23 protein-coding genes are annotated in these 25889 nt (G+C 45.3%); 20 read left to right on the forward strand and 3 right to left on the reverse strand.

Translation table 11 applies throughout. The features are described 5' to 3' along the window. Positions 1–15: 15 nt before the first annotated feature. The 8 genes from infB (at position 16) to F0228_RS15900 (ending at position 10205) form a co-directional block, all read left to right on the forward strand. Entirely contained in the window at positions 16–2706 is a 2691-nt protein-coding gene (infB, locus tag F0228_RS15865) for a translation initiation factor IF-2 (RefSeq protein WP_008218816.1), read from the forward strand. A 133-nt stretch (positions 2707–2839) separates the two neighbouring features. After that, a complete protein-coding gene (rbfA, locus tag F0228_RS15870) occupies positions 2840–3253 on the forward strand; it encodes a 30S ribosome-binding factor RbfA (RefSeq protein WP_061032510.1) in 414 nt (137 codons plus the stop codon). Continuing rightward, complete coding sequence (gene truB / locus F0228_RS15875) at positions 3253–4206, forward strand: tRNA pseudouridine(55) synthase TruB (RefSeq protein ID WP_171731588.1); 954 nt, start codon at positions 3253–3255, stop codon at positions 4204–4206. The genes rbfA and truB overlap by 1 nt, the downstream gene beginning before the upstream one ends. A gap of 218 nt (positions 4207–4424) precedes the next feature. Further along, positions 4425–4694, forward strand: coding sequence for a 30S ribosomal protein S15 (rpsO, locus tag F0228_RS15880; RefSeq protein WP_004740633.1), 270 nt, complete (start codon positions 4425–4427; stop codon positions 4692–4694). A gap of 355 nt (positions 4695–5049) precedes the next feature. Beyond that, positions 5050–7170 carry a polyribonucleotide nucleotidyltransferase gene (gene pnp, locus F0228_RS15885; protein WP_008218809.1) on the forward strand — a complete coding sequence of 707 codons (2121 nt, stop codon included), beginning with the start codon at positions 5050–5052 and terminating at the stop codon, positions 7168–7170. Positions 7171–7294: 124 nt separating this feature from the next. Continuing rightward, a complete protein-coding gene (nlpI, locus tag F0228_RS15890; RefSeq protein WP_004740631.1) occupies positions 7295–8218 on the forward strand; it encodes a lipoprotein NlpI in 924 nt (307 codons plus the stop codon). 153 nt (positions 8219–8371) lie between these two features. Further along, entirely contained in the window at positions 8372–8779 is a 408-nt protein-coding gene (locus F0228_RS15895) for a MarR family transcriptional regulator (RefSeq protein ID WP_171762442.1), read from the forward strand. A gap of 88 nt (positions 8780–8867) precedes the next feature. After that, positions 8868–10205 (forward strand): MATE family efflux transporter, encoded by a 1338-nt coding sequence (locus tag F0228_RS15900; RefSeq protein ID WP_061032512.1) that lies wholly within the window; start codon positions 8868–8870, stop codon positions 10203–10205. A gap of 80 nt (positions 10206–10285) precedes the next feature. On the opposite strand, the gene F0228_RS15905 is transcribed toward F0228_RS15900, so the two are convergent. From F0228_RS15905 to F0228_RS15915, 3 genes are all read right to left on the reverse strand, one after another. Beyond that, a complete protein-coding gene (locus F0228_RS15905; protein ID WP_008218800.1) occupies positions 10286–11164 on the reverse strand; it encodes a U32 family peptidase in 879 nt (292 codons plus the stop codon). An 18-nt stretch (positions 11165–11182) separates the two neighbouring features. After that, positions 11183–12196 (reverse strand): peptidase U32 family protein, encoded by a 1014-nt coding sequence (locus F0228_RS15910; protein ID WP_061032513.1) that lies wholly within the window; start codon positions 12194–12196, stop codon positions 11183–11185. Between the two features lie 176 nt (positions 12197–12372). Continuing rightward, positions 12373–14412, reverse strand: coding sequence for a bifunctional diguanylate cyclase/phosphodiesterase (locus F0228_RS15915; protein ID WP_116871705.1), 2040 nt, complete (start codon positions 14410–14412; stop codon positions 12373–12375). 215 nt (positions 14413–14627) lie between these two features. Here F0228_RS15915 and F0228_RS15920 point away from each other — a divergent pair, with 215 nt between their 5' ends. The 12 genes from F0228_RS15920 (at position 14628) to deoD (ending at position 25735) form a co-directional block, all read left to right on the forward strand. Continuing rightward, positions 14628–15197 (forward strand): SCP2 domain-containing protein, encoded by a 570-nt coding sequence (locus F0228_RS15920; protein WP_008218795.1) that lies wholly within the window; start codon positions 14628–14630, stop codon positions 15195–15197. After that, positions 15181–15684: an N-acetyltransferase gene (locus F0228_RS15925; RefSeq protein ID WP_171762443.1), complete on the forward strand. Its 504-nt coding sequence runs from the start codon at positions 15181–15183 to the stop codon at positions 15682–15684. Before F0228_RS15920 ends, F0228_RS15925 begins: the two co-directional genes overlap by 17 nt. A 158-nt stretch (positions 15685–15842) precedes the next feature. Next, positions 15843–16241, forward strand: a complete 399-nt coding sequence (locus F0228_RS15930) for a DNA polymerase III subunit psi (RefSeq protein ID WP_171762444.1) — start codon at positions 15843–15845, stop codon at positions 16239–16241. Further along, on the forward strand, positions 16234–16689 hold the full coding sequence (rimI, locus tag F0228_RS15935) for a ribosomal protein S18-alanine N-acetyltransferase (RefSeq protein ID WP_116871707.1): 456 nt from the start codon (positions 16234–16236) through the stop codon (positions 16687–16689). Before F0228_RS15930 ends, rimI begins: the two co-directional genes overlap by 8 nt. Positions 16690–16849: 160 nt before the next feature. Beyond that, positions 16850–18430 (forward strand): peptide chain release factor 3, encoded by a 1581-nt coding sequence (gene prfC, locus F0228_RS15940; RefSeq protein WP_061032518.1) that lies wholly within the window; start codon positions 16850–16852, stop codon positions 18428–18430. A gap of 98 nt (positions 18431–18528) precedes the next feature. Beyond that, complete coding sequence (locus F0228_RS15945; protein ID WP_171762446.1) at positions 18529–18684, forward strand: DUF5363 family protein; 156 nt, start codon at positions 18529–18531, stop codon at positions 18682–18684. Next, on the forward strand, positions 18665–19477 hold the full coding sequence (locus F0228_RS15950; RefSeq protein WP_116872056.1) for a TatD family hydrolase: 813 nt from the start codon (positions 18665–18667) through the stop codon (positions 19475–19477). Before F0228_RS15945 ends, F0228_RS15950 begins: the two co-directional genes overlap by 20 nt. 204 nt (positions 19478–19681) lie before the next feature. Then, the gene (locus tag F0228_RS15955) at positions 19682–20944 is read left to right on the forward strand and encodes a NupC/NupG family nucleoside CNT transporter (protein ID WP_061032521.1); all 1263 of its coding nucleotides are present in this window, start codon (positions 19682–19684) and stop codon (positions 20942–20944) included. Positions 20945–21453: 509 nt separating this feature from the next. After that, positions 21454–22230, forward strand: coding sequence for a deoxyribose-phosphate aldolase (deoC, locus tag F0228_RS15960; protein WP_008218778.1), 777 nt, complete (start codon positions 21454–21456; stop codon positions 22228–22230). 93 nt (positions 22231–22323) lie between these two features. Further along, positions 22324–23652, forward strand: a complete 1329-nt coding sequence (gene deoA / locus F0228_RS15965; RefSeq protein WP_105057549.1) for a thymidine phosphorylase — start codon at positions 22324–22326, stop codon at positions 23650–23652. 76 nt (positions 23653–23728) lie between these two features. Further along, positions 23729–24949 (forward strand): phosphopentomutase, encoded by a 1221-nt coding sequence (locus tag F0228_RS15970; RefSeq protein ID WP_171731592.1) that lies wholly within the window; start codon positions 23729–23731, stop codon positions 24947–24949. A 66-nt stretch (positions 24950–25015) separates the two neighbouring features. Further along, on the forward strand, positions 25016–25735 hold the full coding sequence (deoD, locus tag F0228_RS15975; RefSeq protein ID WP_061032524.1) for a purine-nucleoside phosphorylase: 720 nt from the start codon (positions 25016–25018) through the stop codon (positions 25733–25735). Positions 25736–25889 lie beyond the last annotated feature (154 nt).

Raw genomic sequence — 25889 nt, forward strand, 5'->3', positions numbered from 1 at the left:
AGGAGAGAAAGCGGTATGACACAATTAACAGTTAAAGCACTGAGTGAAGAGATTGGTACGCCAGTTGACCGCTTAATTGAACAACTTGCTGATGCAGGCATGAAGAAATCAGGGTCGGATCAAGTAACTGATTCAGAGAAGCAAACATTGCTAACGCACCTTAAAAAGGAGCATGGCGATACTTCTGGTGAAGCAGAGCCGACTCGTTTAACTCTTCAACGCAAGACCCGCAGCACGCTAAGTGTTGCCGCTGGAGGCGGTAAGAGTAAGGATGTTCAAGTAGAGGTACGTAAAAAGCGTACTTACGTGAAGCGCAGCGCTATTGAAGATGAAGCGAAACGTGAAGCTGAGGAAGCAGCTAAGCGTGAAGCGGAAGAGAAAGCACGTCAAGAAGCTGAAGAGCTTGCGAAACGTGAAGCTGCAGAGAAAGCACAGCGCGAAGCTGATGAGAAAGCAAAACGTGAAGCGGATGCAAAACGTGATGCTGAAGAAAAAGCTCAACGCGCCCAAGCTGAAAAGGCTAAAAAAGACATGAATTCAAAAAATGCAGACGCTAACGCACAAGCGAAAAAAGAAGCGGATGAACTAAAAGCTCGTCAAGAGCAAGAAGCACAGCGTAAAGCTGAAGCTGAAGCGGCGAAGCTAGTTGAAGAAGCTCGTAAGCTAGCTGAAGAGAACGAAGCGCGCTGGTCTGAAGAAGAGCAGAAGAAGAAAGAACAAGAGAAGTCTGCGGACTACCACGTGACAACTTCTACTTACGCTCGTGAAGCTGAAGATGCAGCTGACCAGAAAGAAGAAAAAGCGCCTCGTCGTCGTAAGAAGAAAGCAGCTCCAGCTAACCAACCTGGCAACAACCGTGGTGGTCGTAACCAACGTGGTCGTGGTGCTAAAGGTAAGCTTGCTAAACCAACTTCAATGCAGCAAGGCTTCGATAAGTCAGCAACTGTTGCTAAGTCTGACGTTGCTATCGGCGAAACTATCGTTGTATCTGAACTGGCTAGCAAGATGTCAGTTAAAGCAACTGAAGTTATCAAAGTAATGATGAAGATGGGCGCTATGGCGACTATCAACCAAGTGATTGACCAAGAAACAGCACAACTTGTTGCTGAAGAAATGGGCCACAAGGTAATCCTACGTAAAGAAAACGAACTTGAAGAAGCAGTACTAGCAGACCGTGATAACGATGCTATCGCTGAAGGTCGTGCTCCAGTTGTTACTATCATGGGTCACGTTGACCACGGTAAAACATCGACACTTGACTACATTCGTAAAGCACACGTTGCTTCTGGCGAAGCTGGCGGTATCACGCAGCACATCGGTGCTTACCACGTAGATACTGACAACGGCATGATCACTTTCCTTGATACTCCTGGACACGCGGCGTTTACTGCTATGCGTGCACGTGGTGCTCAAGCGACAGATATCGTTGTACTAGTAGTGGCAGCAGACGATGGCGTAATGCCACAAACAATCGAAGCGATCCAGCACGCGAAAGCGGCAGGCGTTCCTCTGATTGTTGCTGTGAACAAGATCGATAAAGAGGGTGCAAACCCAGACAACGTTAAGAATGAGCTAGCTCAATACGACGTAATCCCTGAGGAATGGGGCGGTGAGAACATGTTCGTTCACATCTCTGCTAAACAGGGTACAAACATCGATGGTCTTCTAGAAGCAATCCTTCTTCAATCTGAAGTTCTTGAACTGACTGCAGTTAAAGAAGGCATGGCATCTGGTGTTGTTGTTGAATCTCGTCTTGATAAAGGTCGTGGTCCAGTTGCAACAGTCCTAGTTCAGTCTGGTACTCTAAACAAAGGCGACATCGTTCTTTGTGGTCAAGAGTACGGCCGTGTTCGTGCAATGCGCGATGAAAACGGTAAAGAAGTAGTGACAGCTGGTCCTTCTATCCCAGTAGAGATCCTAGGTCTTTCTGGTGTACCAGCTTCAGGTGATGAAGCAACAGTAGTACGTGATGAGCGTAAAGCTCGTGAAGTTGCGAACTACCGTCAAGGTAAATTCCGTGAAGTGAAACTAGCTCGTCAACAGAAAGCGAAACTAGAGAACATGTTCTCTAATATGGCAGCTGGTGAAGTTGCTGAACTGAACGTAGTACTTAAAGCTGACGTTCAAGGTTCTGTAGAAGCAATTGCTGACTCTCTACTGAAACTATCAACTGACGAAGTTAAAGTGAACATCGTAGGTTCTGGTGTTGGTGGTATTACTGAAACTGACGCAACACTTGCAGCAGCTTCTAACGCTATCATCCTTGGTTTCAACGTTCGTGCTGACGCAACTGCGCGTAACACGGTTCAGAACGAAAACCTAGATCTACGTTACTACTCAATCATTTACCAACTGATCGACGAAGTGAAACAGGCAATGGGCGGTATGCTTGCTCCTGAATTCAAACAAGAGATCATTGGTCTTGCTGAAGTTCGTGACGTATTTAAGTCACCTAAACTTGGCGCGATCGCTGGTTCTATGGTTACTGAAGGCGTAATTAAGCGTAACAACCCAATCCGCGTACTACGCGACAACGTTGTTATCTACGAAGGTGAACTAGAGTCACTTCGTCGCTTCAAAGACGACGTTCAAGAAGTTAAGAATGGTTACGAGTGTGGTATCGGCGTTAAGAACTACAACGACGTACGCGTTGGTGACCAGATCGAAGTATTCGAAATCGTTGAGGTTAAACGTACTCTAGACTAATCGTCTGTACGACTCGACATATTGACTAAGGTTACTAACATTACTAGTAAAGGTAAGAAGTAATCGGTTGTTGAATACACCATGGGGGGCTGGTAATTACCAAGCCCCCCATCTTTCTAAGTGAGAAAAGAAAATGTCAAAAGAATTTAGCCGCACACAACGTGTGTCTCAGCAGCTTCAAAAAGAGCTTGCTCTTATCCTACAACGTGAAGTTCGTGATTCACGTATTGGTATGGTAACGATCTCAGACGTAGAAGTGTCTCGTGACCTTGCGTACGCAAAAGTATTCGTTACTTTCCTATGTATTGGTGAGCAAACACCTGAATCATGCCTTGCTGCTCTTAAAGAGCATGAAGTGCCAATCCGTATGGCGCTAGGCAAGCGTATTCGTCACCGCCTAACACCAGAAGTTCGTTTTACTTACGACAACACACTAGTAGAAGGCATGCGTATGTCTAACCTAGTAAGTGAAGTTCTGAATGACGACAAGCGTAAGCAAGAAGCTGCAGGCCGCACTGACGACACTCAGTCTAAGGGCGAAGAGTAATGGCTCGCCGTCGTAAAGGTCGCCCTATTAATGGGGTAATTCTGTTAGATAAGCCAACGGGCATTTCATCTAATGATGCACTGCAAAAAGTAAAGCGTATTTACTTTGCAGAGAAGGCAGGGCACACAGGTGCTCTGGATCCTCTTGCGACCGGCATGCTGCCAATCTGTCTTGGTGAAGCGACGAAGTTCTCTCAGTTTCTTCTAGATTCTGACAAACGCTACGTTGTGATCGCTAAGCTTGGTGAGCGTACCAACACTTCGGATTCAGATGGTGAAGTGGTTGAAACTCGTGAAGTGAATGTGACTCAAGAGCAACTTGAGCGTTGCATTGAAAGCTTCAAAGGTGAAACAGACCAAGTACCATCGATGTTCTCTGCATTGAAGTACCAAGGCAAGCCATTGTACGAGTACGCTCGTGCTGGTATTGAAGTCCCACGTGAATCACGTAAGATCACTGTCTACTCGATTGATCTGCTTCGCTTTGAAGGTGATGAGGTTGAGATGGAAGTGCACTGTTCAAAAGGTACTTACATCCGCACGATCACGGATGACCTTGGCGAAATGCTAGGGTGTGGTGCTCACGTGACCATGCTTCGTCGTACTGGTGTTGCGAAATACCCTTACGAGCGCATGGTAACATTGGAGCAGCTTAACGAGATCCTAGAGCAAGCGCAGGAGCAAGAGATTGCACCTAAAGAGCTGCTTGACCCGTTACTAATGCCAATGGATACTGCCGTTGAAGATCTACCAGAAGTAAACCTCAATGCCGAACTGACAGATTTGGTTCAGCACGGTATGCCTGTTCAGGTTGCTGGTGCGCCAACGGAAGGTACGGTTCGCATGACAAGCGGCGAAGAGAAGCTGTTTGTTGGCGTTGCTCAGATTGCGGACGATGGCCGAGTTGCACCGAAACGTTTGGTTGTTTTCAGAGATGAAGAGCCACAAGCGTAACGCTGAAACCGAGTTAGGTATTGGTGTTTAGCCTTGAAAAGCGAATCAATAAAGTAGAAAGCGAACGCTTAATTTAAGCGCTTCGCTTTTTTCGTTTCTAAGGCCATCGATTGTTATTGCACCAAATGACAAACTTCCCTATAATCCTCGGCTCGCGTAGCGGCTGAATCAGAGATTGGCTGCTACAAATATTAAACTACTCTTATCAGGAGAGAATTATGTCTCTGAATGCAGAAACTAAAGCAGCAATCGTTGCAGAATACGCGCGCTCTGAAGGCGACACAGGTTCACCAGAAGTACAAGTAGCACTACTTACTGCTTCTATCAACCACCTACAAGGTCACTTCAAAGCTCACAAAGGCGATCACCACAGCCGTCGTGGTCTTCTACGTATGGTTTCTAGCCGTCGTAAGCTTCTTGACTACCTGAAAGGTAAAGACCTTTCTCGTTACCAAGACCTAATCAAGCGCCTAGGCCTACGTCGCTAATAGCGATGTCTGCAAAGACTGTTTGAAGAAAAAGGAGCATTTATTGCTCCTTTTTTTGTGCCTGAAAGACAGAGTTTGAGCTATTTCACGGAGCTTTTTCAGTACGAAAATATCCCTGTATATAAAAATAGTTTATACTATGCCTCGCCTGTACAGCTAACTGTATAGGTATTATACGACCCAGAAGTTACAGTCACAGATGTCGGCCAATAGGTCGCGACTATTCAAAGTGGATGTACGCTGTATTTTTTCGATACAGCCCATAAAATCCGTCTGCTTCGACTAGTCGCGATTGGTGATTTTTGGGTTTCAACTTACTGACTCTAAAGAACAATCTTTAGATAAAGGAAATACAATGTTTGAGAAACCAGTTGTAAAAACGTTTCAGTACGGTAACCACACAGTTACTCTAGAAACTGGCGTTATTGCTCGTCAAGCTACTGCAGCAGTTATGGTAACAATGGACGATACTTCAGTATTCGTATCTGTTGTTGGTAAAAAAGAAGCGGTACAAGGTCAAGACTTTTTCCCTCTAACGGTTAACTACCAAGAGCGTACATACGCTGCTGGTAAAATCCCAGGTGGCTTCTTCAAGCGTGAAGGTCGTCCATCAGAAGGCGAAACACTAACGGCTCGTCTAATCGACCGTCCAATTCGTCCTCTTTTCCCAGATGCATTCAAGAACGAAGTTCAAGTTATCGCTACAGTAATGTCTGTTAACCCAGACGTTCAGCCTGACATGGTAACAATGATCGGTACTTCTGCAGCACTTGCTATCTCTGGTATCCCGTTCAATGGTCCTATCGGTGCAGCACGTGTTGGTCACATCGACGGTCAACTAGTACTTAACCCAAGCAACACTGAGCTAGAAACGTCTAAGCTTGACCTTGTTGTTTCTGGTACTGCTGGTGCGGTTCTAATGGTTGAGTCTGAAGCAGACAACCTAACAGAAGAAGAGATGCTATCAGCGGTAGTATTTGGTCACGATCAACAACAAGTTGTTATCAACGCGATCAACGAATTCGCAGCTGAAGTTGCTACTCCTGCATGGGATTGGGTTGCTCCAGAAGAGAACACTGCGCTTAACACTCGCATCGCTGAGCTTGCAGAAGCTAAGCTAGTTGAAGCTTACCAAATCACAGAGAAAATGACTCGTTACGACCGTATCCACGAGATCGCGGCTGAAGTTAACGAAGTACTAGTATCTGAAGACGAAGAAGTAAACCTAAAAGAAGTTCACTCTATCTTCCACGACCTAGAGAAAACAGTGGTACGTCGCAGCATCATCGCTGGTAACCCACGTATCGATGGCCGTGAAAAAGACATGGTTCGTGCACTAGACGTTCGCACTGGCGTTCTTCCACGTACTCACGGTTCTTCTCTATTCACTCGTGGTGAAACTCAAGCTATCGTTACTGCTACGCTTGGTACACAGCGTGACGCTCAAATCATCGATGAGCTAACAGGCGAGCGTAAAGATAACTTCCTACTACACTACAACTTCCCTCCATACTGTGTTGGCGAAACTGGTTTTGTAGGTTCTCCTAAGCGTCGTGAAATCGGCCACGGTAAGCTAGCTAAGCGTGGTATCGCTGCAGTAATGCCTTCTGTTGATGAGTTCCCATACACAGTTCGTGTTGTATCGGAAATCACTGAATCTAACGGTTCTTCTTCAATGGCTTCTGTATGTGGTACATCTCTAGCGCTTATGGACGCAGGTGTTCCAATCAAGTCTTCTGTTGCGGGTATCGCAATGGGTCTTGTTAAAGAAGGCGATGACTTCGTAGTTCTTTCTGACATCCTTGGTGACGAAGACCACCTAGGTGACATGGACTTTAAAGTAGCAGGTACTAACGACGGTATCACTGCACTTCAAATGGACATCAAGATCGAAGGTATCACTAAAGAGATCATGCAAATTGCTCTTAACCAAGCGCAAGGTGCACGTAAGCACATTCTTTCTGTAATGGATGAAGCTATCTCTGGTGCTCGTGAAGATATCTCTGAATTCGCTCCACGTATCCACACAATGAAAATCAGCTCTGATAAGATCAAAGATGTTATCGGTAAAGGCGGCGCAGTTATCCGTGCTCTTTGTGAAGAAACTGGTACTACGATCGAAATCGAAGACGACGGCACAATCAAGATTGCTGCTACTGAAGGCGCTGCTGCTAAAGAAGCTATCCGTCGTATCGAAGAGATCACAGCTGAAGTTGAAGTTGGCCGCATTTACCAAGGTAAAGTTGCTCGCCTAGCTGACTTCGGTGCATTCGTAACTATCCTTCCAGGTAAAGATGGTCTAGTACACATCTCTCAAATCGCTGACAAGCGCGTTGAGAAAGTGTCTGACTACCTAACTGAAGGTCAAGAAGTTCCTGTTAAGGTTCTTGAGATTGACCGTCAAGGCCGTGTACGTCTAAGCATGAAAGAAGCAGTTGAAACGCCGGCTGAAGGCGAAGCACCTGCTGCTGAGTAATTCTCAGTGTGTCGATAGTGATATCGCTTTTTAGTGATTTTTAACCTATCGTCAACAAAGCATGTTATAAAGGGGAGCATATCGCTCCCCTTTTTAATTGCGTTCATAACAGGAGTAATTATTTGTGAAATGGTTTCAAACCGCGAGTATGTGTTTACTGCTTGTACTAACTGGTTGTGCAACAACATCAGATAACGCCTCAAGTTGGGTTTACCCGCCTATGGCTGTGCCATTGCAACCAAGCGTTCAGCAAGAAGTTCAGATTGCACGTTTGAGTCAGCTACTGCAGCGCCCAGATCTGAATGATGAAGTTAGAGCTAAGATGCTGTTTGAACGTGGCAACTACTACGACAGTGTCGGTCTAAGGGATTTAGCGCGTTTAGACTTCAATCAGTCTCTTTCATTGAACCCTGCTCAGCCTGATATCTTCAACCTTTTGGGCGTCTACTTCACGCAAGTAGGGGAGTTTGATGCGGCTTATGAATCTTTCGACTCTACGCTCGAGCTTGATCCTGCGAATTCATATGCTGAGAGAAACCGCGCTATCGCACTCTATTATGGTGAGCGTTACGACTTAGCCAATGAAGAAATGATGAAGCACTACGCCGATGATCCGAGCGATCCATTCCGCGCGCTTTGGTTATACATCATTCAGCATGAGCTAACGCCAGAGCAAGCTAAGCTTGACCTGCAAAAACGTTATGAGAATCATGATGAGCAGTGGGGTTGGGTATTGGTTGCTATCATGCTCGATGACATCACTGAAGAGCAGGCATTCAAAGCGATCTTAACCGGTACTCGTGATAACACGTTGCTGGCACAGCGTTTAACTGAGACATATTTCTATCTGGCTAAGCGTTACCACATGAACGGTGACTACGCGAATGCGATCTCTTTGTATAAGTTGTCGGTCTCTTTTAACGTATTCGAATACGTTGAGCATCGTTACTCTTTCTTAGAGTTGAGCCGTATTTTCACTACGCTAAAAGCAGAGCACCTCGCTCAAGCTAAGCTAGCTGAAGCAGAGCAAGAAGCTGATGCTCGCTAAATAGATTATTTTTACTATCAAAGCCGCTGCCAGTCAGCGGCTTTTTTGCGCCTATTTTTTATGGTCTTTGTCTCGTTTTGGATTGCTTTTTATTTAAACAAGATTAAAATAGTTAGTCTTGCTAACTAAATGCCATTCTTTGATTGGGTGAGTATGCTGAACCAGAATTTAGAGAAGATAGAACGCTTCGCCTCGAAAGTATGGCGGACACAGGTAAATGAAGATCCTATCTGCCAGTTGAGCTTCAATGAATATGATTACTTGAAGGTGATTCAGGCCTCTCCTGAGCCGATTCGATTGACCGATCTTGCTATTGAAATGCAAGTGACTAAGCCTTCAGCGACCACTATGGTTCAAAGGCTTGAGAGAAAAGGTCTGGTCGAGCGTAAGGCTTCATTGGAAGACGCGAGATCTAAACTCGTAGTACTGACGCACAAAGCAGAGCTAGGTTTAGAAGAAGAGAGCAAGATCTATCATGTGATGGCACAAATACTGGAAAGTCATTTGTCTGAGCAAGAGTCTACGCAATTGAACCAGTTATTAGACAAAGCGTTGAAGTAATTAATTTAGATATTTAGTTAGCCTTATTAACTAATTTATCGAGTCATATCCCACTGATATGTAACTCACAATGAAAGTAGAGTAAGAGATGAGTAACTCAATTAGTCGTCAATTTTGGCGATACACAATCCCAACGGTAGCAGCGATGCTGGTTAATGGCCTCTACCAAGTGGTAGATGGCATCTTTATCGGTCGTTATGTCGGCGCTGATGGGCTGGCGGGTATCAACGTCGCGTGGCCGGTGATCGGTTCGATTCTTGGCCTAGGTATGCTGGTGGGTGTCGGTACTGGTGCGCTGGTATCGATTCGTCAAGGTGAAAAAGACACTCAAGGTGCCAAGCAGATCTTAGCTACGGGTTTAACCTTGTTGTTAGCCATAACACCAATTGTTTCTGTATTGCTGTATCTGTTTGCCGATAATTTCTTGCTTTGGCAGGGCGCTGAAGGGCGAGTGTATGAGCTCGGCTTGCAGTACTTACACATCTTGATTGGCGCCAGTGTATTTACCTTGGGTTCTATCGCAATGCCGTTTCTACTGCGTAACGACGATAGCCCGAACTTAGCCACAATCCTGATGATTATTGGTGCGGTGATTAATATCGTTCTGGATTACGTGCTTATCGCTCTATTTGGATGGGAGTTGATGGGCGCGGCATTGGCTACAGCGATTGCTCAGTTTGTGGTAACGGCTTTGGGTCTCGCGTACTTCTTCTCACGCCGTGCAAACCTGCGTTTACGTTGGAGTGAATTGAGATTGAAGCTTGCGGTAATCCCACAGATTTTCGCGATTGGTACATCAAGCTTCTTTATGTACGCTTATGGCTCAATGATGGTGGCATTGCACAACGCTTTGTTCTCTCAATATGGCGACCAGTTGATGATTGGTGCTTACGCTATTTTGGGCTATATCGTGACGGTTTATTACCTCACTGCGGAAGGTATCGCTAACGGTATGCAACCATTGGTGAGCTACAACCATGGCGCACGTAACCAAGCGAATATTCGCAAGTTGCTTAAGATTGCGATGTCGAGTTCGGTCTTGATTGGTGTCGCGTTTGTGTTGCTATTGAACGTATTCCCGCGTGAGTTTGTTTCAGTGTTTAACTCGGACGAACCTCAGTTAGTTGAGTACACCGTATTGGGTATTAGACTGCACATGTTTGCATTGGCGCTTGATGGCTTCTTGGTGGTTGCGGGGGCTTATTACCAGGCGGTGAACAAGGGCAGCAAGGCGATGTTTGTGACGATAGGTAACATGCTGATTCAACTGCCGTTCCTGTACATTATGCCTAAGCTATATGGCGTGCCGGGGATCTGGATTGCGTATCCATTGTCTAATATCGCGCTGAGCGTAGTGGTGATGGTGATGCTCTACAAAGACGTAAAGAAGCTCGACGCCTCGCCGATGGAAACCGCAACGGCATAGGTCGCTTTTCTTGAGGCGAACTAAAAAGGTCTAGCAAATGCTAGACCTTTTATATTTGTTATTCGGCTCAATCGTTGAGGCTAGATGTTTTTAACGTCTAAACCTGCAAGCTGATGCCAATAGCCATTACACTGGCGGCTCTCAATCTTCATTGGATTTTGACCCTGTTCGTTGGCTCTGAAGTTATTGATTTCAGAGAAGGTATCAACACCAAGTGGGCTTAAACGAACCACATCCACTAAGTCATGCATGTTTGGTAAGTCATTCACCAAGTTGTAGCAGTAGCCTGATTGAGTCTGGATGCCGTTAAGGTTGAAGACAGACTGACCTTCTTGGCTCTCAACTTGAAGACCTGTTGGGTACTTGATACAGCAGGTTTCACAGTCGTCTTTGGCTTTATTTTCTGCGCGAGCCGTAAAACAGCGTGCTGAATAAGCAAGAGGCAAGTAACCGTGGCTGAACACTTCGACTTCAAACTTGTTGCGAATATTGAGCTCTTCACACTGCGTCATCACATTGCTCAGCCATTCACGAGAAAGCTCGACTGGCATACACCAGCGCGTCATACCTTGCTTTAAGAATAGGTTCAGCGTGCGTGCATTGTAAGTGTTTACCGCAGGGCCAACCACGAAAGGCACTTTACTTTCGCTTGCAAGCTGAATAGCAGACACATCATTGGCTTCAATCGCAAAGTCACCGTTATCAATGTACTTCTTCATGATGTTGACTTCGCTCGGCGCTTCGAGCAATGCCATGGTCGACAATACCACTTGCTTACCTGAAGCGGACAGCTCTTTAGCGATGTCCATCCAGTGTTTCGCTTTCATCTCTCGACGCTTTGAACACACGGCTTCACCTAGGTAGATGATGTCTGCAGAGCTTGATTTTGCTTGCTCATAGAAGCTTTCAACGTCTTGTTTTGGCCAGAAATAAAGTAGAGGGCCTAATGCGTATTTCATTGAGTTCTCCATTTGGCTCTATTGCCATTTGCGATGGTAAGCGCCAAGCGTGGTTTGTGTACCTTCCGATACATTCGCCAGTGTCGCATTCCAAGCTTGTTCAACTTGGTATTGTTCAGGGTTCGCTAAGTAGCGGTCGATGGCTGCACGCCAAGTACGAGTCACTTGTTCTACATAAGCAGGGCTACGCTGACGACCTTCAATCTTCACTGAAGCAACATTAGCGGCGAATAACTCTGGAAGCATTGATAGTGTGTTAAGGCTGGTAGGCTCTTCGAGTGCATGATAACGCTTGCGTTCACCATCGATATCCGCTTCAAAGCGGCCTTTACACAGCGTTGGGTAGCCAGCGTTCTCACCTGCTTCATACTTATCGATAAGGATCTCGTTCAAGCGAGATTCCAGGCCAGTTTCTGTCTCTTGCCAGCGAACGTATTTCGCCGGAGAGCAAGCACCCACTGTATTTGGTGATTCGCCCGTCATGTATGAAGAGAGGTAGCAACGGCCTTCTGCCATGATGCACAAACTACCGAAAGCGAATACTTCAAGGTCAACGTCAGAAGTGATGTTACGAGAAAGCTGTTTGACCTGATGAATCGATAACACTCGCGGCAGTACGACACGTTTTACGTTGAAGTTTTTGTGGTAGAAGTCGATCGCAGCGGCATTGGTTGCAGAAGCTTGAACTGATAGGTGCAGTTCTAGATCTGGATATTTGTTTGCAGCGTACTCAAGCACAGCGATGTCAGCGATGATCAGTGCATCAACACCTAAAGCTGCTGCGTTGTCCACGGCGTTAGTCCAACGCTCGAAGCCATTTGGGTGAGCAAATGTATTTAAAGCAACATGAATTTTCTTGTTGTGGTCATGCACATACTGCACAGCACGATCGAGCTTTTTACCCGCAAAGTTTAGGCCTGCAAAGTGTCGGGCATTGGTATCGTCTTTGAATCCGATATAGACAGCATCCGCACCGCAATCAATGGCGGTTTTCAAAGCAGGTAAGTTACCCGCTGGGCATAAGAGTTCCATTTGCTCACTACCAGTAAAATTAAGTTGAAGCGGGCATTTTATGAAGAATTGTGAATGACGGAATTGATGTAAGGCAGGTTTAGATGGATAAATCTGCTTTTACTCCGTTTGAGGTACTGACGAATGGTCGTTTTGTATGTTGCTGTGGCTTTGAAGTGCGTGGTCGAATCGTCTAATTAGTTCTTATGGCGGCGGTTTTGAGCGAACAGCTCTTCAACATCTTGTTTTGGTTGTGGGCGATAGAAGTGGAAACCTTGAATCGAGCTGCAGTTTAGATTCGACAATAGCGTTGCTTGTTCACTGGTTTCGACACCTTCTGCAACCACAGTTAAATCGAGAGATTTACCTAGGTTGATGATGTTTTCAATCACGGTGATCTGTTTTGGTAGGGTATCGATATCTGAGATGAAAGCACGGTCTATTTTAAGCTCATCAATCGGGAAGCGAGCAAGGTAAGACAGAGAAGAGTAACCGGTACCGAAATCATCAATCGATAGAGCAAAGCCGAGTTTTTTAATCGCGTTAAGCATTTGTACTGTGTGTTCACTATCACTCATCACGGCGCTTTCAGTGAGCTCAAAGGTAATCGCACTTGGGTCTAGCTCTGTCGAGCGTAGTAACTTCTCCATGTAATCAATCAGTTTAGGGTTACCAAACTGTTCTGGAGAAAGGTTGATTGCCACACGACCAGGTAGAATCCCTTGCATCTTCCAACGCTTAACGGTCGCAAAGACTTCACGCATGACTACACGACCAAGTTGTTCAATAAGACCAGCCCGCTCTGCTACTGGGATAAACGCAGCTGGGCTGATATAACCTTCAACAGGGTGCTTCCAACGAACTAGAGCTTCTGCGCCATTGATGGTGAAGTCACGGGCGTTTACTTTTGGTTGATACCAAACCTCGAGTCCGTTTTGTTGCAGCGCCTTCTGAAGCTCTATCTCAAGCCACAGTCGCATGCGTGCTTCTTTGTTCATCTGCTCGTTGAACTTAATTAAGCGGTTACGACCACGATCTTTGGCTTCATACATCGCGGTATCGGCATTTTGCAGCAAGATACGCGCATCGGTGCCGTCTTGAGGAAAGCGTACGCTACCAATCGAGCAAGCTAGGCGCTTACTAAAATGGTGAAGGTCAAAAGGCTGATTGATCAGTGAAATGATCTTTTCTGCTAGTGTTTCTGCGGTTCTAGGGTGTTCCGGTTCTGGCAGAATGATACCAAATTCATCGCCGCCTAAATGGCCGACCACCGCTTGACGAGGCAGTAATCGTTTAAGGCGTGAAGCCACTTCTTTGATCACTTTATCGCCAATATGATGCCCTAGCGAGTCATTGATATTTTTAAAGTTATCAATATCTAAGTACATCATGACAACCGGTGTATCGTTGTGAATGAATTGCTCTAGGCGCTTGGTAAAACCGACTCGATTGTAGAGTTTAGTCAGCGCGTCTATGTAGGCATCTTCACTATTGGCTGGGGTGTATTGTTTGGTTGTCTCTTGAGCGTCTTGAATGAGTACCAGTTGGGTGCTGCTTCCAAGAATAGCGGTTGAGTCTATGTGCAGTTGAACTTTACGTTCGAAGCCGCATCTGGCACCCGTTAAGCAAACCAAACCAGACTCAGAAATAATAGAGCTGAGGCTGTTATTGAAGACTGTTTTGGTTTGTTCATCGATAAATAAGCGTCCTAACTCTTCACCAATCAATTCGGTGGTGGAGTTAAAACCAAGCAGGCGTGCAGCAGCTGGATTAGACGACAAAATGTAGTCGTTTTCAACCAATAGTAGCCCGTCGGGTAGCAGTTGAGAGAGCTTATGGAATTTTGCTTCGGACTCTTCTAAAGAACGAACCAGTACTTGATTTTCTGACGTATCGAAGGCGTGGAAGACGATGTAATCCGTATTCTTACCATTGGTCAGTGGAGACAAGCTGAAGTGGAGGCTAGTATCAAGGTCAGTTTCGTTGAGGGTGACTTCGGCTTCAATGGTTTCGCCGTTGAATGCGCGTTCGTAGTAAGGCTTTAGGTGTTGATAGAATTGTTCGCCTAAGGTTTGGCGGTCGTTCATGCCTGCAAGTTCAGCTTGGCTCAAACCAGCAATATCGCAATAACGCTCATTCACCATAAAGTAGTTATGTTGAGCATCAAGCACTGCAAAAAAGAAAGGGCTGTTTGCAGTTAGCTGGGTAAACCAATGTTGTAGTTGCTGGGGAGGCATCAAAGTACTACCAATTCTCCAAGAGCTTGATTATTCACAATCGATAAATAGTTATTACTTTTGTGTGGTTATCGATATTTACCTGTGAGTGCAGCGATCCGCTGTAATTCTCATTACCTGAATTACTATAACTGTGATTTTCAGGATATTAAAGGTCGGGCATCAAACAGAAGTTAATTTGATACATAACAGTAACTGAGATCTTAACATCATCTATGATGCATTCCATATTATTGACAAAGTTACGGATAAGTCACGTGATAAACAAGATTCGCACTCAACTAGTTCAAAATGCCGCATCAATTTTGCGATCTCCAGTCCAGTTATTGCCTAAAACAGTACAAAAAAGAGCCTTGTTAGAGGGGCTTAAGAATGTATTCAAAGAGGCGCTAGAAGACGGTGACTTTGAGTTCCTAGAAGATAAATGGCTTAAAGTCTCGATAAAGGATATGGGGTTAAGTTGGTGTATTAGCTACCAAAATGAGCAACTGGTTGTAGCAGATAAAGAGGTTGCTGAAGATGTAAGCTTTAGCGGGAATCTCAATGATCTTGTACTGATTGCCGGTCGTAAAGAAGACCCTGACACGCTTTTCTTCCAGCGTAGACTGTCTATAGAGGGCGATACAGAGCTTGGTTTAGAGGTCAAAAACTTGATGGACAGCGTAGATTTAGACTTATTGCCAACTCCCTTGAAAACTTTGTTAAATCAATTAGCTGATTTTGTGCAGAAGGGAGTACAATCCCCGGATACACAAAGTGAGGTAATGAATGCTTATTCGAACTGAAGCACCGGCAGATATACTTGTCATTGATCGTTTATTGAAATCTGTTTTTGAAACGGATGCAGAAGCCAGCCTGGTTATGAGCTTGCGTGAGAATAGTCATTTAACGCTGTCGCTGGTGGCTTGTTCTGATGAAGGCGAGGTTGTTGGGCACCTGATGTTTAGCCCGATCACGCTGCATGGTGACGATCATAACTGGCAAGGGCTTGCTCCGCTTGCAGTGAAAGAAGAGTTTCGCAATCAAGGTATTGCCAAAGCATTGGTTGAAGATGCTTTCTCTACTTTGGTTGATTTTGGTTACCCAGCCTGTGTCGTGCTTGGCGACCCTGCGTACTACGGTCGTTTTGGTTTCAAAGCCGCGAGCGAATTTGGTTTGAGTTGCGCTTGGGATGTACCTGAAGGTGCTTTTCAAGCCATTGAGTTGGTTGAAGGTGCACTTACTGGGCATGCTGGTGAAGTGGCTTACAGCCAAGAATTCAATGAGTTATAAGGCTACTTCTCACGCAATATGACGCAAACTGATTTAGTCTAAATAAAGGAGCTTGATGCTCCTTTATTTTTTGTTAGTATCAGCCCAACTCTCATAAGCGGTTTTGAAGTTCGTTCAAACAAACCGCCGACCACCAACCTAAGGTTATAACCCTAGATATGTCACAAACACACGCACAGTACCTGCAAGAGATGGGCATAAGCCAATGGGAGCTTAGTCATCCAGAACGTTTGGCGGGTTATGAATCAAAACTGACTCCGCTAGCGAGCGATTGCAAGTTACTGTTGGTTTCGCCTGAAAAACCTCAGGGCGAGCTCGCAGTGATGTTTGAGCGTGTGCTGAAAAGTATCAAGCTTGATTTATCTCAGGCACTACATATTCAGCCTCAACACCTAACCTCTATCGAACTTGGTGATGTTGAATGGGTGTGGTTTGCAGGTTGTGAATCGACTCAAGAGATTAAAGCTAAAACACTGCAATCCTCATTGTTGTCCGACATCAATGGCAATAACCAACATCGCCGTGACTTATGGCAACAAATTTGTGCATATGACTAATCAATTTTTACCGACTTCATCACATCATCTAGACGCTATTTGGCAGATAGAACAGGCTGCGCACTCTCATCCATGGTCAGAAAATATGATCCGAGATCTAGATAGTCGAGGCGCTTGTCATCATGTTCTTGAAGTCGATGGGCGAGTCGTCGGCTACTTCTTCGCGCAGAATATCGTTGGTGAAGTAACGCTATTAAATATTGCTGTGGATCCAAGCCAACAAGGCAAAGGCTACGGTAAAGCGCTGACTGAGCACTTCCTAGATATGTGTGAACAAGCTAACGCAGAAAGCGCGTGGTTAGAGGTTCGCGAAAGTAATGTGAACGCGTTTAATCTTTACGAAAAGGTTGGCTTTAATGAGGTGGACCGCCGTCGTAACTATTACCCAACCAAGCAAGGACAAGAAGACGCCATCATTATGAGCTATCTTTTTATGTCTTTTAACTAGCCATCTTGTCGCTTTTCGCTAAGCAGAGAATAAGCGGCAAAATAGGGTGCAAACTGACCCTTTAGAAAGTGACACGCTTTCTGTATAATCCGCACACAGAATTCAAGGGCAAGTATTATCTACTTGCCCTTTTTACGCTTTAGATCAGCAAAGGGCGACTATGTCTTTCCAACAAGAAGTGAGCAAACGTAGAACGTTTGCAATTATCTCTCACCCGGATGCGGGTAAAACCACGATTACTGAAAAAGTTCTTTTATTCGGAAACGCGATTCAGAAAGCGGGTACCGTAAAAGGCCGTGGCTCTAACCAGCACGCTAAATCTGACTGGATGGAGATGGAAAAAGAACGTGGTATCTCGGTAACTACGTCGGTAATGCAATTCCCATACAATGATTGCCTAGTAAACCTACTCGATACTCCAGGACACGAAGATTTCTCGGAAGATACGTACCGTACATTAACGGCGGTTGACTCTTGTTTGATGGTTATCGATGCTGCGAAAGGTGTCGAGGATCGTACTCGTAAACTGATGGAAGTAACGCGTCTACGTGATACACCAATCGTAACGTTTATGAACAAACTTGACCGTGACGTTCGTGACCCTATGGAAGTGCTTGATGAAGTAGAAAGCGAGCTAGGTATGGCTTGTGCTCCAATTTCATGGCCAATTGGTTGTGGTAAAGAGTTTAAAGGTGTTTACCACATTCACCGTGATGAAACGATCTTGTACGAATCTGGCCACGGCCACGAGATCCAAGAAGTTCGTATCATCAAAGGTTTAGATAATCCTGATCTAGATGAAGCGGTAGGTGCTGATCTAGCGGAAAGCGTACGTGAAGAGCTAGAGCTTGTTATCGGTGCTTGTCCTGAGTTTGATCAAGATCTGTTCCTTGCTGGTGAGCTAACACCTGTTTACTTCGGTACCGCACTGGGTAACTTTGGTGTTGACCATATGCTTGATGGCTTAACGAAGTGGGCTCCAGCACCGCAAACTCGTCAAGCTAACGAGCGTGATGTTGTTGCGACAGAAGAGAAGTTCTCTGGTTTCGTATTTAAGATCCAAGCAAACATGGACCCTAAACACCGTGACCGTATCGCTTTCATGCGTATCGTATCTGGTACTTACAGCCAAGGTATGAAGATGAACCATGTTCGTACCGGTAAGAACGTCAGCATTTCTGATGCGGTAACTTTCATGGCGGGCGACCGCGCTCGTGCTGAAAAAGCGTATGCAGGTGACATTATCGGTCTACACAACCACGGCACAATTCAGATTGGTGATACCTTTACTCAAGGTGAGAACCTGAAGTTCTCTGGTATTCCAAACTTTGCGCCTGAGCTATTCCGCCGTATTCGTCTACGTGATCCTCTGAAGCAGAAGCAACTTCTAAAAGGCTTGGTTCAGCTTTCAGAAGAGGGCGCAGTGCAAGTATTCCGCCCTATGCAGAACAACGACCTGATCGTTGGTGCGGTTGGTGTACTTCAGTTCGACGTGGTTGTAGCGCGCTTGAAAGCAGAATACAACGTAGAAGCTATCTACGAAGGTGTTAACGTTGCAACAGCTCGTTGGGTTGAGTGTGATGACGCTAAGAAACTGGAAGAGTTCAAACGTAAGAACCAATCTAACCTGGCGCTAGATGGCGGTGATAACCTGTCTTACATCGCACCAACGATGGTGAACCTGAACCTAGCTTCAGAACGTTTCCCTGACGTTAAGTTCCGAGCGACGCGCGAGCACTAATTTCTTCGATCTCTATTCGAGTTAAACAAAAACGTCTATTGTTCTGCAATAGGCGTTTTTTAATGCGTGCCATTTTAGACAATAAGCTTGAGGTAAATATGTTGGGTTGGATAAAAGCTTGGGTTAGGAAATACGATAAGTGGTGTGAAGAGCTTGGTTTGACACCTGAAAACAAGCGCAGCTGTGTTCCTTATCGTCGAGATCCTCAAGGGCAGCAAGCTGAGAGTGGGAATGATGACGCAGCAAACAAGTGATTTTCCGCTATTTGATACCCATTGCCACGCGGACTTTGAGGCGTTTGGGCAAAGTTTTACACATGAGCAGAGCATTGATGGGTACATCAAAGAGGCAAAACAGGCTCAAGTCGAGAAGTTACTCATCCCTTCTATAGGTCAAAACAACTGGCATAAGCTTGAAAAAATTGCACAATCTCACCCCAATGTTTACTACGCATTAGGCTTCCATCCTTACTTTTTAGAGCAAGCGGATGCGGTGCAATTTGAAGAACTTCATCAATTACTCGCTTCAAAAACACGTCAGTGTGTGGCCATTGGCGAGTGTGGGTTGGACTTTTTTGTGGATGTGGAACAGGAGAAACAAGAGCGCTTTTTCATCCAACAAATGGAGTTTGCCAAGGCGTTTAATTTGCCTCTGATTATCCATGAAAGGAAGTCTTACAACCGTCTTATTCAACTAATAAAGCAGCACAAGTTTACTTTAGGTGGGGTAATTCACGGTTTTTCAGGAAGTGAACAGCAAGCTTTGGTGTGGATCAAGCTTGGTTTCTATATTGGCGTCGGTGGAACGATAACTTACCCAAGAGCACAAAAAACACGCACAACCATCGCTAAATTGCCGCTTGAGAGCTTGGTGTTAGAGACCGATGCTCCGGATATGCCAACCTATGGAAACCAAGGAAATGTTAATCATTCCAAACATTTAGTTACGATATCAAATGAACTTTTTTTGCTTAGAAAAGAGTCAAAGCAATCGATTGCAACGCAAATTTGGCAAAATAGCCATCGCGCATTCGGTATATGTGAATAAAATCTAATGTTTTTGTTTATCGTTTGCGTAAATTGCATCTCTATTGTGATTTGAGTCACATTTGTGTGTGAATGGTACATGAATCTTCTACGAAAGTGTGAGGGCGGCATTACTTTATTAGTGGTCGCATGAGTATAATTGCCCCCGCTTTATAGCCCCATTTTGTAACACGCCAATAAATAACTAATAAGGAAGTCATAAACTATGAGCCTGTTTATGAGCCTAGTCGGCATGGTTGTACTGATTGCAATCGCAGTACTACTATCTGACAACCGCAAAGCTATTAATATCAGAACAGTGGGTGGCGCATTCGCTATCCAATTCGCACTTGGTGCATTCGTACTTTACATCCCTTGGGGTCGTGATTTGCTTGCAGGTTTCTCTGCTGGTGTAGCAAACGTAATCGACTACGGTAAAGACGGTACTGGTTTCCTATTCGGCAGCCTAGTTAACTTCTCTGTTGACGGTATCGGTTTCATCTTTGCTTTCCAAGTTCTACCAACACTGATCTTCTTCTCTGCACTTATCTCTGTACTTTACTACATTGGTGTAATGCAGCTAGTAATCAAAGTTCTTGGTGGTGGCCTTCAGAAAGCTCTAGGTACTTCTCGCGCCGAGTCAATGTCTGCAGCAGCAAACATCTTCGTTGGTCAAACAGAAGCACCTCTAGTTGTTCGCCCATTTGTTCCTAAGATGACTAACTCTGAACTATTCGCAGTAATGTGTGGTGGTCTAGCATCTGTAGCTGGTGGTGTACTAGCGGGTTACGCATCTATGGGTGTTCCTCTAGAGTACCTAGTTGCAGCGTCATTCATGGCAGCACCTGGTGGTCTACTATTCGCTAAAATCATCAAGCCTGAAACAGATACGCCAGACGATAACATCGCTGACGACATCGACGGCGGCGACGATAAGCCAGCTAACGTTATCGACGCAGCAGCAGGCGGCGCGTCAGTTGGTCTACAACTAGCTCTTAACGTTGGTGCAATGCTACTAGCATTCATCGGTCTAATTGCTCTAATCAACGGTATCCTAGGTGGCATCGGTGGTTGGTTCGGTATGGAAAACCTAACTCTAGAACTTCTTCTAGGTTGGATCTTCGCACCGCTAGCATTCATCATTGGTGTTCCATGGGAAGAAGCAACTATTGCTGGTTCTTTCATTGGTCAGAAGACAGTTGTTAACGAATTCGTTGCATACCTAAACTTCGTACCATACGTTGGTGAAAACGCTCAAGTTGTTGCAGCGACTGGTCAAGTGATGTCTGAGAAGACTCAAGCTATCATCGCATTCGCACTATGTGGTTTCGCAAACCTTTCTTCTATTGCGATTCTACTAGGTGGCCTAGGTGGTATTGCACCAAGCCGTCGCCAAGACATCGCACGTATGGGTGTTAAAGCGGTTGTAGCTGGTACTCTATCTAACCTGATGGCAGCAACAATTGCTGGCTTCTTCCTATCTTTCTAATCAAGTAGATTTAGATATATAGACGCCACTTTAATATCGCCCCGTAGCAAGAAATTGCTGCGGGGCTTTTTTGTTTTTAGGCCTATTGATTCTGAACATGAGTTCGATTCGATGGTGGGTCTAAAATGTTTTTTTGAGATACAAACCGTTTGCGTTCTAAGGAGCACTACAATTTATTAATGGATACCTATAATGTATAGGCTCAAGGGATAGGATGTCTCTTGTTGGCAAGAAAGTAACCGCTTGGATTCGTCCGTGGTTATTCTTCTGGGATTAAGCCAAACTTAGCGATACGCTATAGATGTTAGACACAACATGACTGATTTGTTGTGCCATAGACCAAACTGGTACTGTGCGGTGACAAGGATTGCAATTGGTAACGAAAGTTATCAAGTCTTCAGGGAACCAAGTCCGTTCATTTGTGACTACTGAGCATTACTAAAATATCCATCTATACTGGATGGAGGGCGAAGTAGTTAACTATTTGAATATATTGATCGGAGATAGAAATGAGCGATTTAAAAGCAGCAGCTCTACGTGCACTTAAACTTATGGACCTAACTACGCTAAATGACGACGATACTACTGAGAAAGTAGTGGCGCTTTGTCACGACGCGAAGACTGCAGTAGGCAACACTGCTGCAATCTGTATTTACCCTCGCTTTATCCCAGCAGCTAAGAAAGCGTTGCGTGAGCAAGGTACTCCAGAAGTACGTATTGCGACTGTAACTAACTTCCCTCATGGTAATGATGACATCGAGATCGCAGTTGCTGAAACAAAAGCAGCAGTAGCATACGGTGCAGACGAAGTAGACGTAGTATTCCCATACCGCGCTCTAATCGCTGGCAATGAAGAAGTAGGTTTCGAGCTAGTTAAACAGTGTAAAGAAGCATGTGGCGACATCACACTGAAAGTAATCATCGAAACTGGTGAGCTAAAAGAAGAAGCACTGATCAAGAAAGCATCTGAGATTTGTATCAAAGCTGGCGCTGACTTCATCAAAACTTCAACAGGTAAAGTGCCAGTAAACGCGACTCCAGAGTACGCACGCATGATGCTAGAAGTTATCCGTGACATGGGCGTTGCTAAAACTGTTGGTTTCAAACCAGCAGGTGGCGTACGTACCGCTGAAGATGCAGCACAATACCTAGCGATGGCTGATGAGCTACTAGGTGCTGAGTGGGCAGACAACATGCACTACCGCTTTGGTGCTTCAAGCCTACTAACTAACCTTCTTAATACATTAGAAGTGACAGACGAAACTGCTGATCCAGCAGCATACTAATCCTTTAAAAGTCTGTTTGATGGAGTGGCGTTAAGTCACTCCATATTACCTCTTTCCCTACAAACCATACTCACTAGAGTTTGGGAGGCACTAATGTATCTACCTCAAGAAATTATTCGCAGAAAACGTGACGGTGAAGTCTTAACAGCCGAAGAAATTAACTTCTTCATTCAAGGCGTCGCTAAAAACACGGTTTCTGAAGGCCAAATTGCAGCATTCGCAATGGCTATCTTCTTCAACGAAATGACAATGCCAGAACGTATCGCACTAACATGTGCAATGCGCGACTCAGGCATGGTGATTGACTGGAGCCACATGAATTTTGATGGCCCAATCGTTGATAAGCACTCTACTGGTGGTGTTGGTGACGTTACTTCTCTGATGCTTGGCCCTATGGTGGCAGCATGTGGCGGTTTCGTTCCAATGATCTCTGGTCGTGGCTTAGGCCACACTGGCGGTACCCTAGACAAGCTAGAATCTATCCCTGGTTACAACATTACACCAACCAATGAAGTGTTTGGTGAAGTAACCAAAGAGGCGGGCGTTGCTATCATCGGTCAAACGGGCGACTTAGCGCCAGCTGATAAGCGTGTTTACGCGACGCGTGATATCACAGCAACAGTCGATAACATCTCGCTAATCACGGCTTCAATCCTATCTAAGAAACTGGCGGCTGGCCTAGATTCTCTAGTAATGGATGTAAAAGTAGGTTCAGGCGCATTTATGCCGACTTACGAAGCCTCTGAAGAGCTAGCGAAATCTATCGTAGCAGTAGCAAACGGTGCAGGCACCAAGACTACAGCAATCCTAACGGATATGAACCAAGTTTTGGCTTCTTCGGCGGGTAACGCAGTAGAAGTTCGCGAAGCGGTTCAATTCCTAACGGGTGAATACCGTAACCCACGTTTGCTAGAAATTACGATGGCATCGTGTGCTGAAATGCTAGTGTTGGGTAACCTTGCAAAAGATTCAGAAGAAGCGCGCGAAAAACTGATGGCAGTACTGGATAACGGTAAAGCAGCAGAGTGCTTTGGTAAAATGGTAGCGGGCCTTGGTGGTCCAGCAGACTTCGTAGAAAACTACGATAACTACCTAGAAAAAGCAGAAATTATTAAACCAGTGTACGCGCTAGAAAGCGGTGTGGTATCAGCAATGGATACTCGTGCAATTGGTATGGCTGTCGTTGGTATGGGCGGTGGTCGCCGCGTAGCAACGGACAGCATTGATTACGCAGTCGGTTTCGATAGCTTCATTCGTCTTGGCGAAGTGGCAAGCGATGAGAAACCATTAGCAATGATTCATGCTCGCAACGAACAACAGTGGCAAGAAGCTGCAACGGCATTACAAAATGCAATCACTGTGGGCGGAGAATATACCGCAACACCAGACGTTTACCGTCAGATTCGTTCTGAAGACGTGTAAATAACCGTTATCGGTATACCTCGTGTATACCGATAATCAAAACGCTGGTGCAAAGAGCAATAAGTTGGTGAAGAAAATGAAAAGAGCATTTATTTTAGTTTTAGATTCATTCGGTATCGGTGAGACAGCGGATGCAGACAAATTCGGTGATGTAGGTTCTGACACTATGGGCCACATCGCAGACCATTGTGATAAAGGTCTTGCAGACAATGCCGATCGTCAAGGTCCTCTGACGCTGCCAAACCTGTCTAAGCTAGGTTTAGCGATGGCTCACAAAGAGTCTACAGGTCGCTTTGCTCCTGGTGTGGATGCAGACGCGGAAATCATTGGCGCTTATGGTCACGCTGCTGAGCTGTCTTCTGGTAAAGACACGCCATCAGGTCACTGGGAAATCGCAGGTGTACCGGTACTGTTTGATTGGGGCTACTTCACCGACAAAGAGAACAGCTTCCCTAAAGAGCTGACTGATCGCATTCTTGAGCGTGCAGGTTTGTCTGGCTTCCTAGGTAACTGCCACTCATCTGGTACTGAGATCCTAGATAACCTAGGTGAAGAGCACATGAAGACTGGCTTACCAATCTTCTACACGTCTGCTGACTCAGTATTCCAAATCGCGTGTCATGAAGAGACATTCGGTCTGCAAAACCTATTAGACCTTTGTCAGATCGCTCGTGAAGAGCTAGAAGAGTACAACATTGGTCGTGTTATCGCGCGTCCGTTCGTTGGTCCGGGTAAAGGTCAATTTGAGCGCACTGGTAACCGTCGTGACCTTTCTGTTGAGCCACCGGCAGCAACGATTCTTCAGAAGCTTGTTGATGAGAAGGGCGGTAACGTTCACTCAATCGGTAAGATCTCTGATATTTACGCTGGTTGCGGTATTACTCAGAAAACAAAGGCAACGGGTATCCCTGCGCTATTTGCAGCAACCAAAGAAGCGATCAATGAAGCAGGTGATAACACCATCGTCTTCACTAACTTCGTTGATTTTGACTCAGCTTACGGTCACCGCCGTGATGTTGCGGGCTACGCTGCTGCACTTGAGTACTTCGATGGTCGTATCAATGAAATCATCGATATGATGAAAGAGGATGATGTACTTATCCTTACTGCTGACCACGGTTGTGATCCAACATGGCCAGGTACAGACCATACTCGTGAACACATCCCTGTGATTGTTTACGGTAAAAATGTTCCAGCTGGTTCTTTAGGCCGTCGCGATACATTTGCTGATATCGGCCAAAGCTTGGCGTCTTACTTTGGTACTTCGCCAATGGAATACGGTGAAAGCTTTTTATAATTGGTAATGAATAAAAGAGAGGGAGACCTCTCTTTTCTTTTTGTTTTGAGATTAAGGATATTTTCAATGGCTACTCCACATATTAATGCTGAAATGGGTGCGTTCGCTGATGTTGTTTTAATGCCTGGCGATCCGCTACGTGCTAAATACATCGCTGAAACCTTCTTAGAAGAGGTGGTTCAGGTGTGTGACGTGCGCAATATGTTTGGTTACACAGGTACTTATAAAGGTCGTAAGGTATCGGTAATGGGGCACGGTATGGGTATTCCATCTTGTTCGATTTACGCGACTGAGCTTATTAAAGACTTTGGTGTGAAAAAGATCATTCGTGTCGGCAGCTGTGGTGCAGTGAGCGAAGATATCAAAGTGCGCGATGTCGTGATTGGCATGGGGGCATGTACCGACTCGAAAGTGAACCGTATTCGCTTCAAAGGTCATGACTTTGCCGCTATTGCTGACTACAAAATGGTTCGTGCGGCAGAAGACGCAGCTAAAGCACGCGGTGTTGATGTAAAAGTCGGTAACTTGTTCTCTGCTGAGCTTTTCTACACGCCAGATCCTGAAATGTTTGAAGTGATGGATAAATACGGCATTGTTGGTGTAGAGATGGAAGCGGCTGGCATCTATGGTGTGTGTGCTGAATATGGCGCAAAAGCTCTGACTATCTGTACCGTGTCTGATCACATCAAAACAGGTGAGCAAACCACATCAGATGAGCGTCAAACAACCTTCAACGACATGATGGTTATTGCGTTAGACTCTGTACTTCTTGGTGACCAAGAGTAATTGTTCTTCACTGTAGCTTGATAAAGTAACAGATAACAAAAAGCCCCGTTGTGAAGTGACCCCGTAAAGTTGGACATTTCTGTTAAGCGGCTTTCAAGGCCTGAGTTCGATATTCTATCGGAGTCAGGCCTTTTAGTTTCACTTTTATACGTTT

Origin of the sequence: Vibrio sp. 99K-1, assembly GCF_013114585.1 — a bacterium.
Classification (GTDB): domain Bacteria; phylum Pseudomonadota; class Gammaproteobacteria; order Enterobacterales; family Vibrionaceae; genus Vibrio; species Vibrio chagasii_B.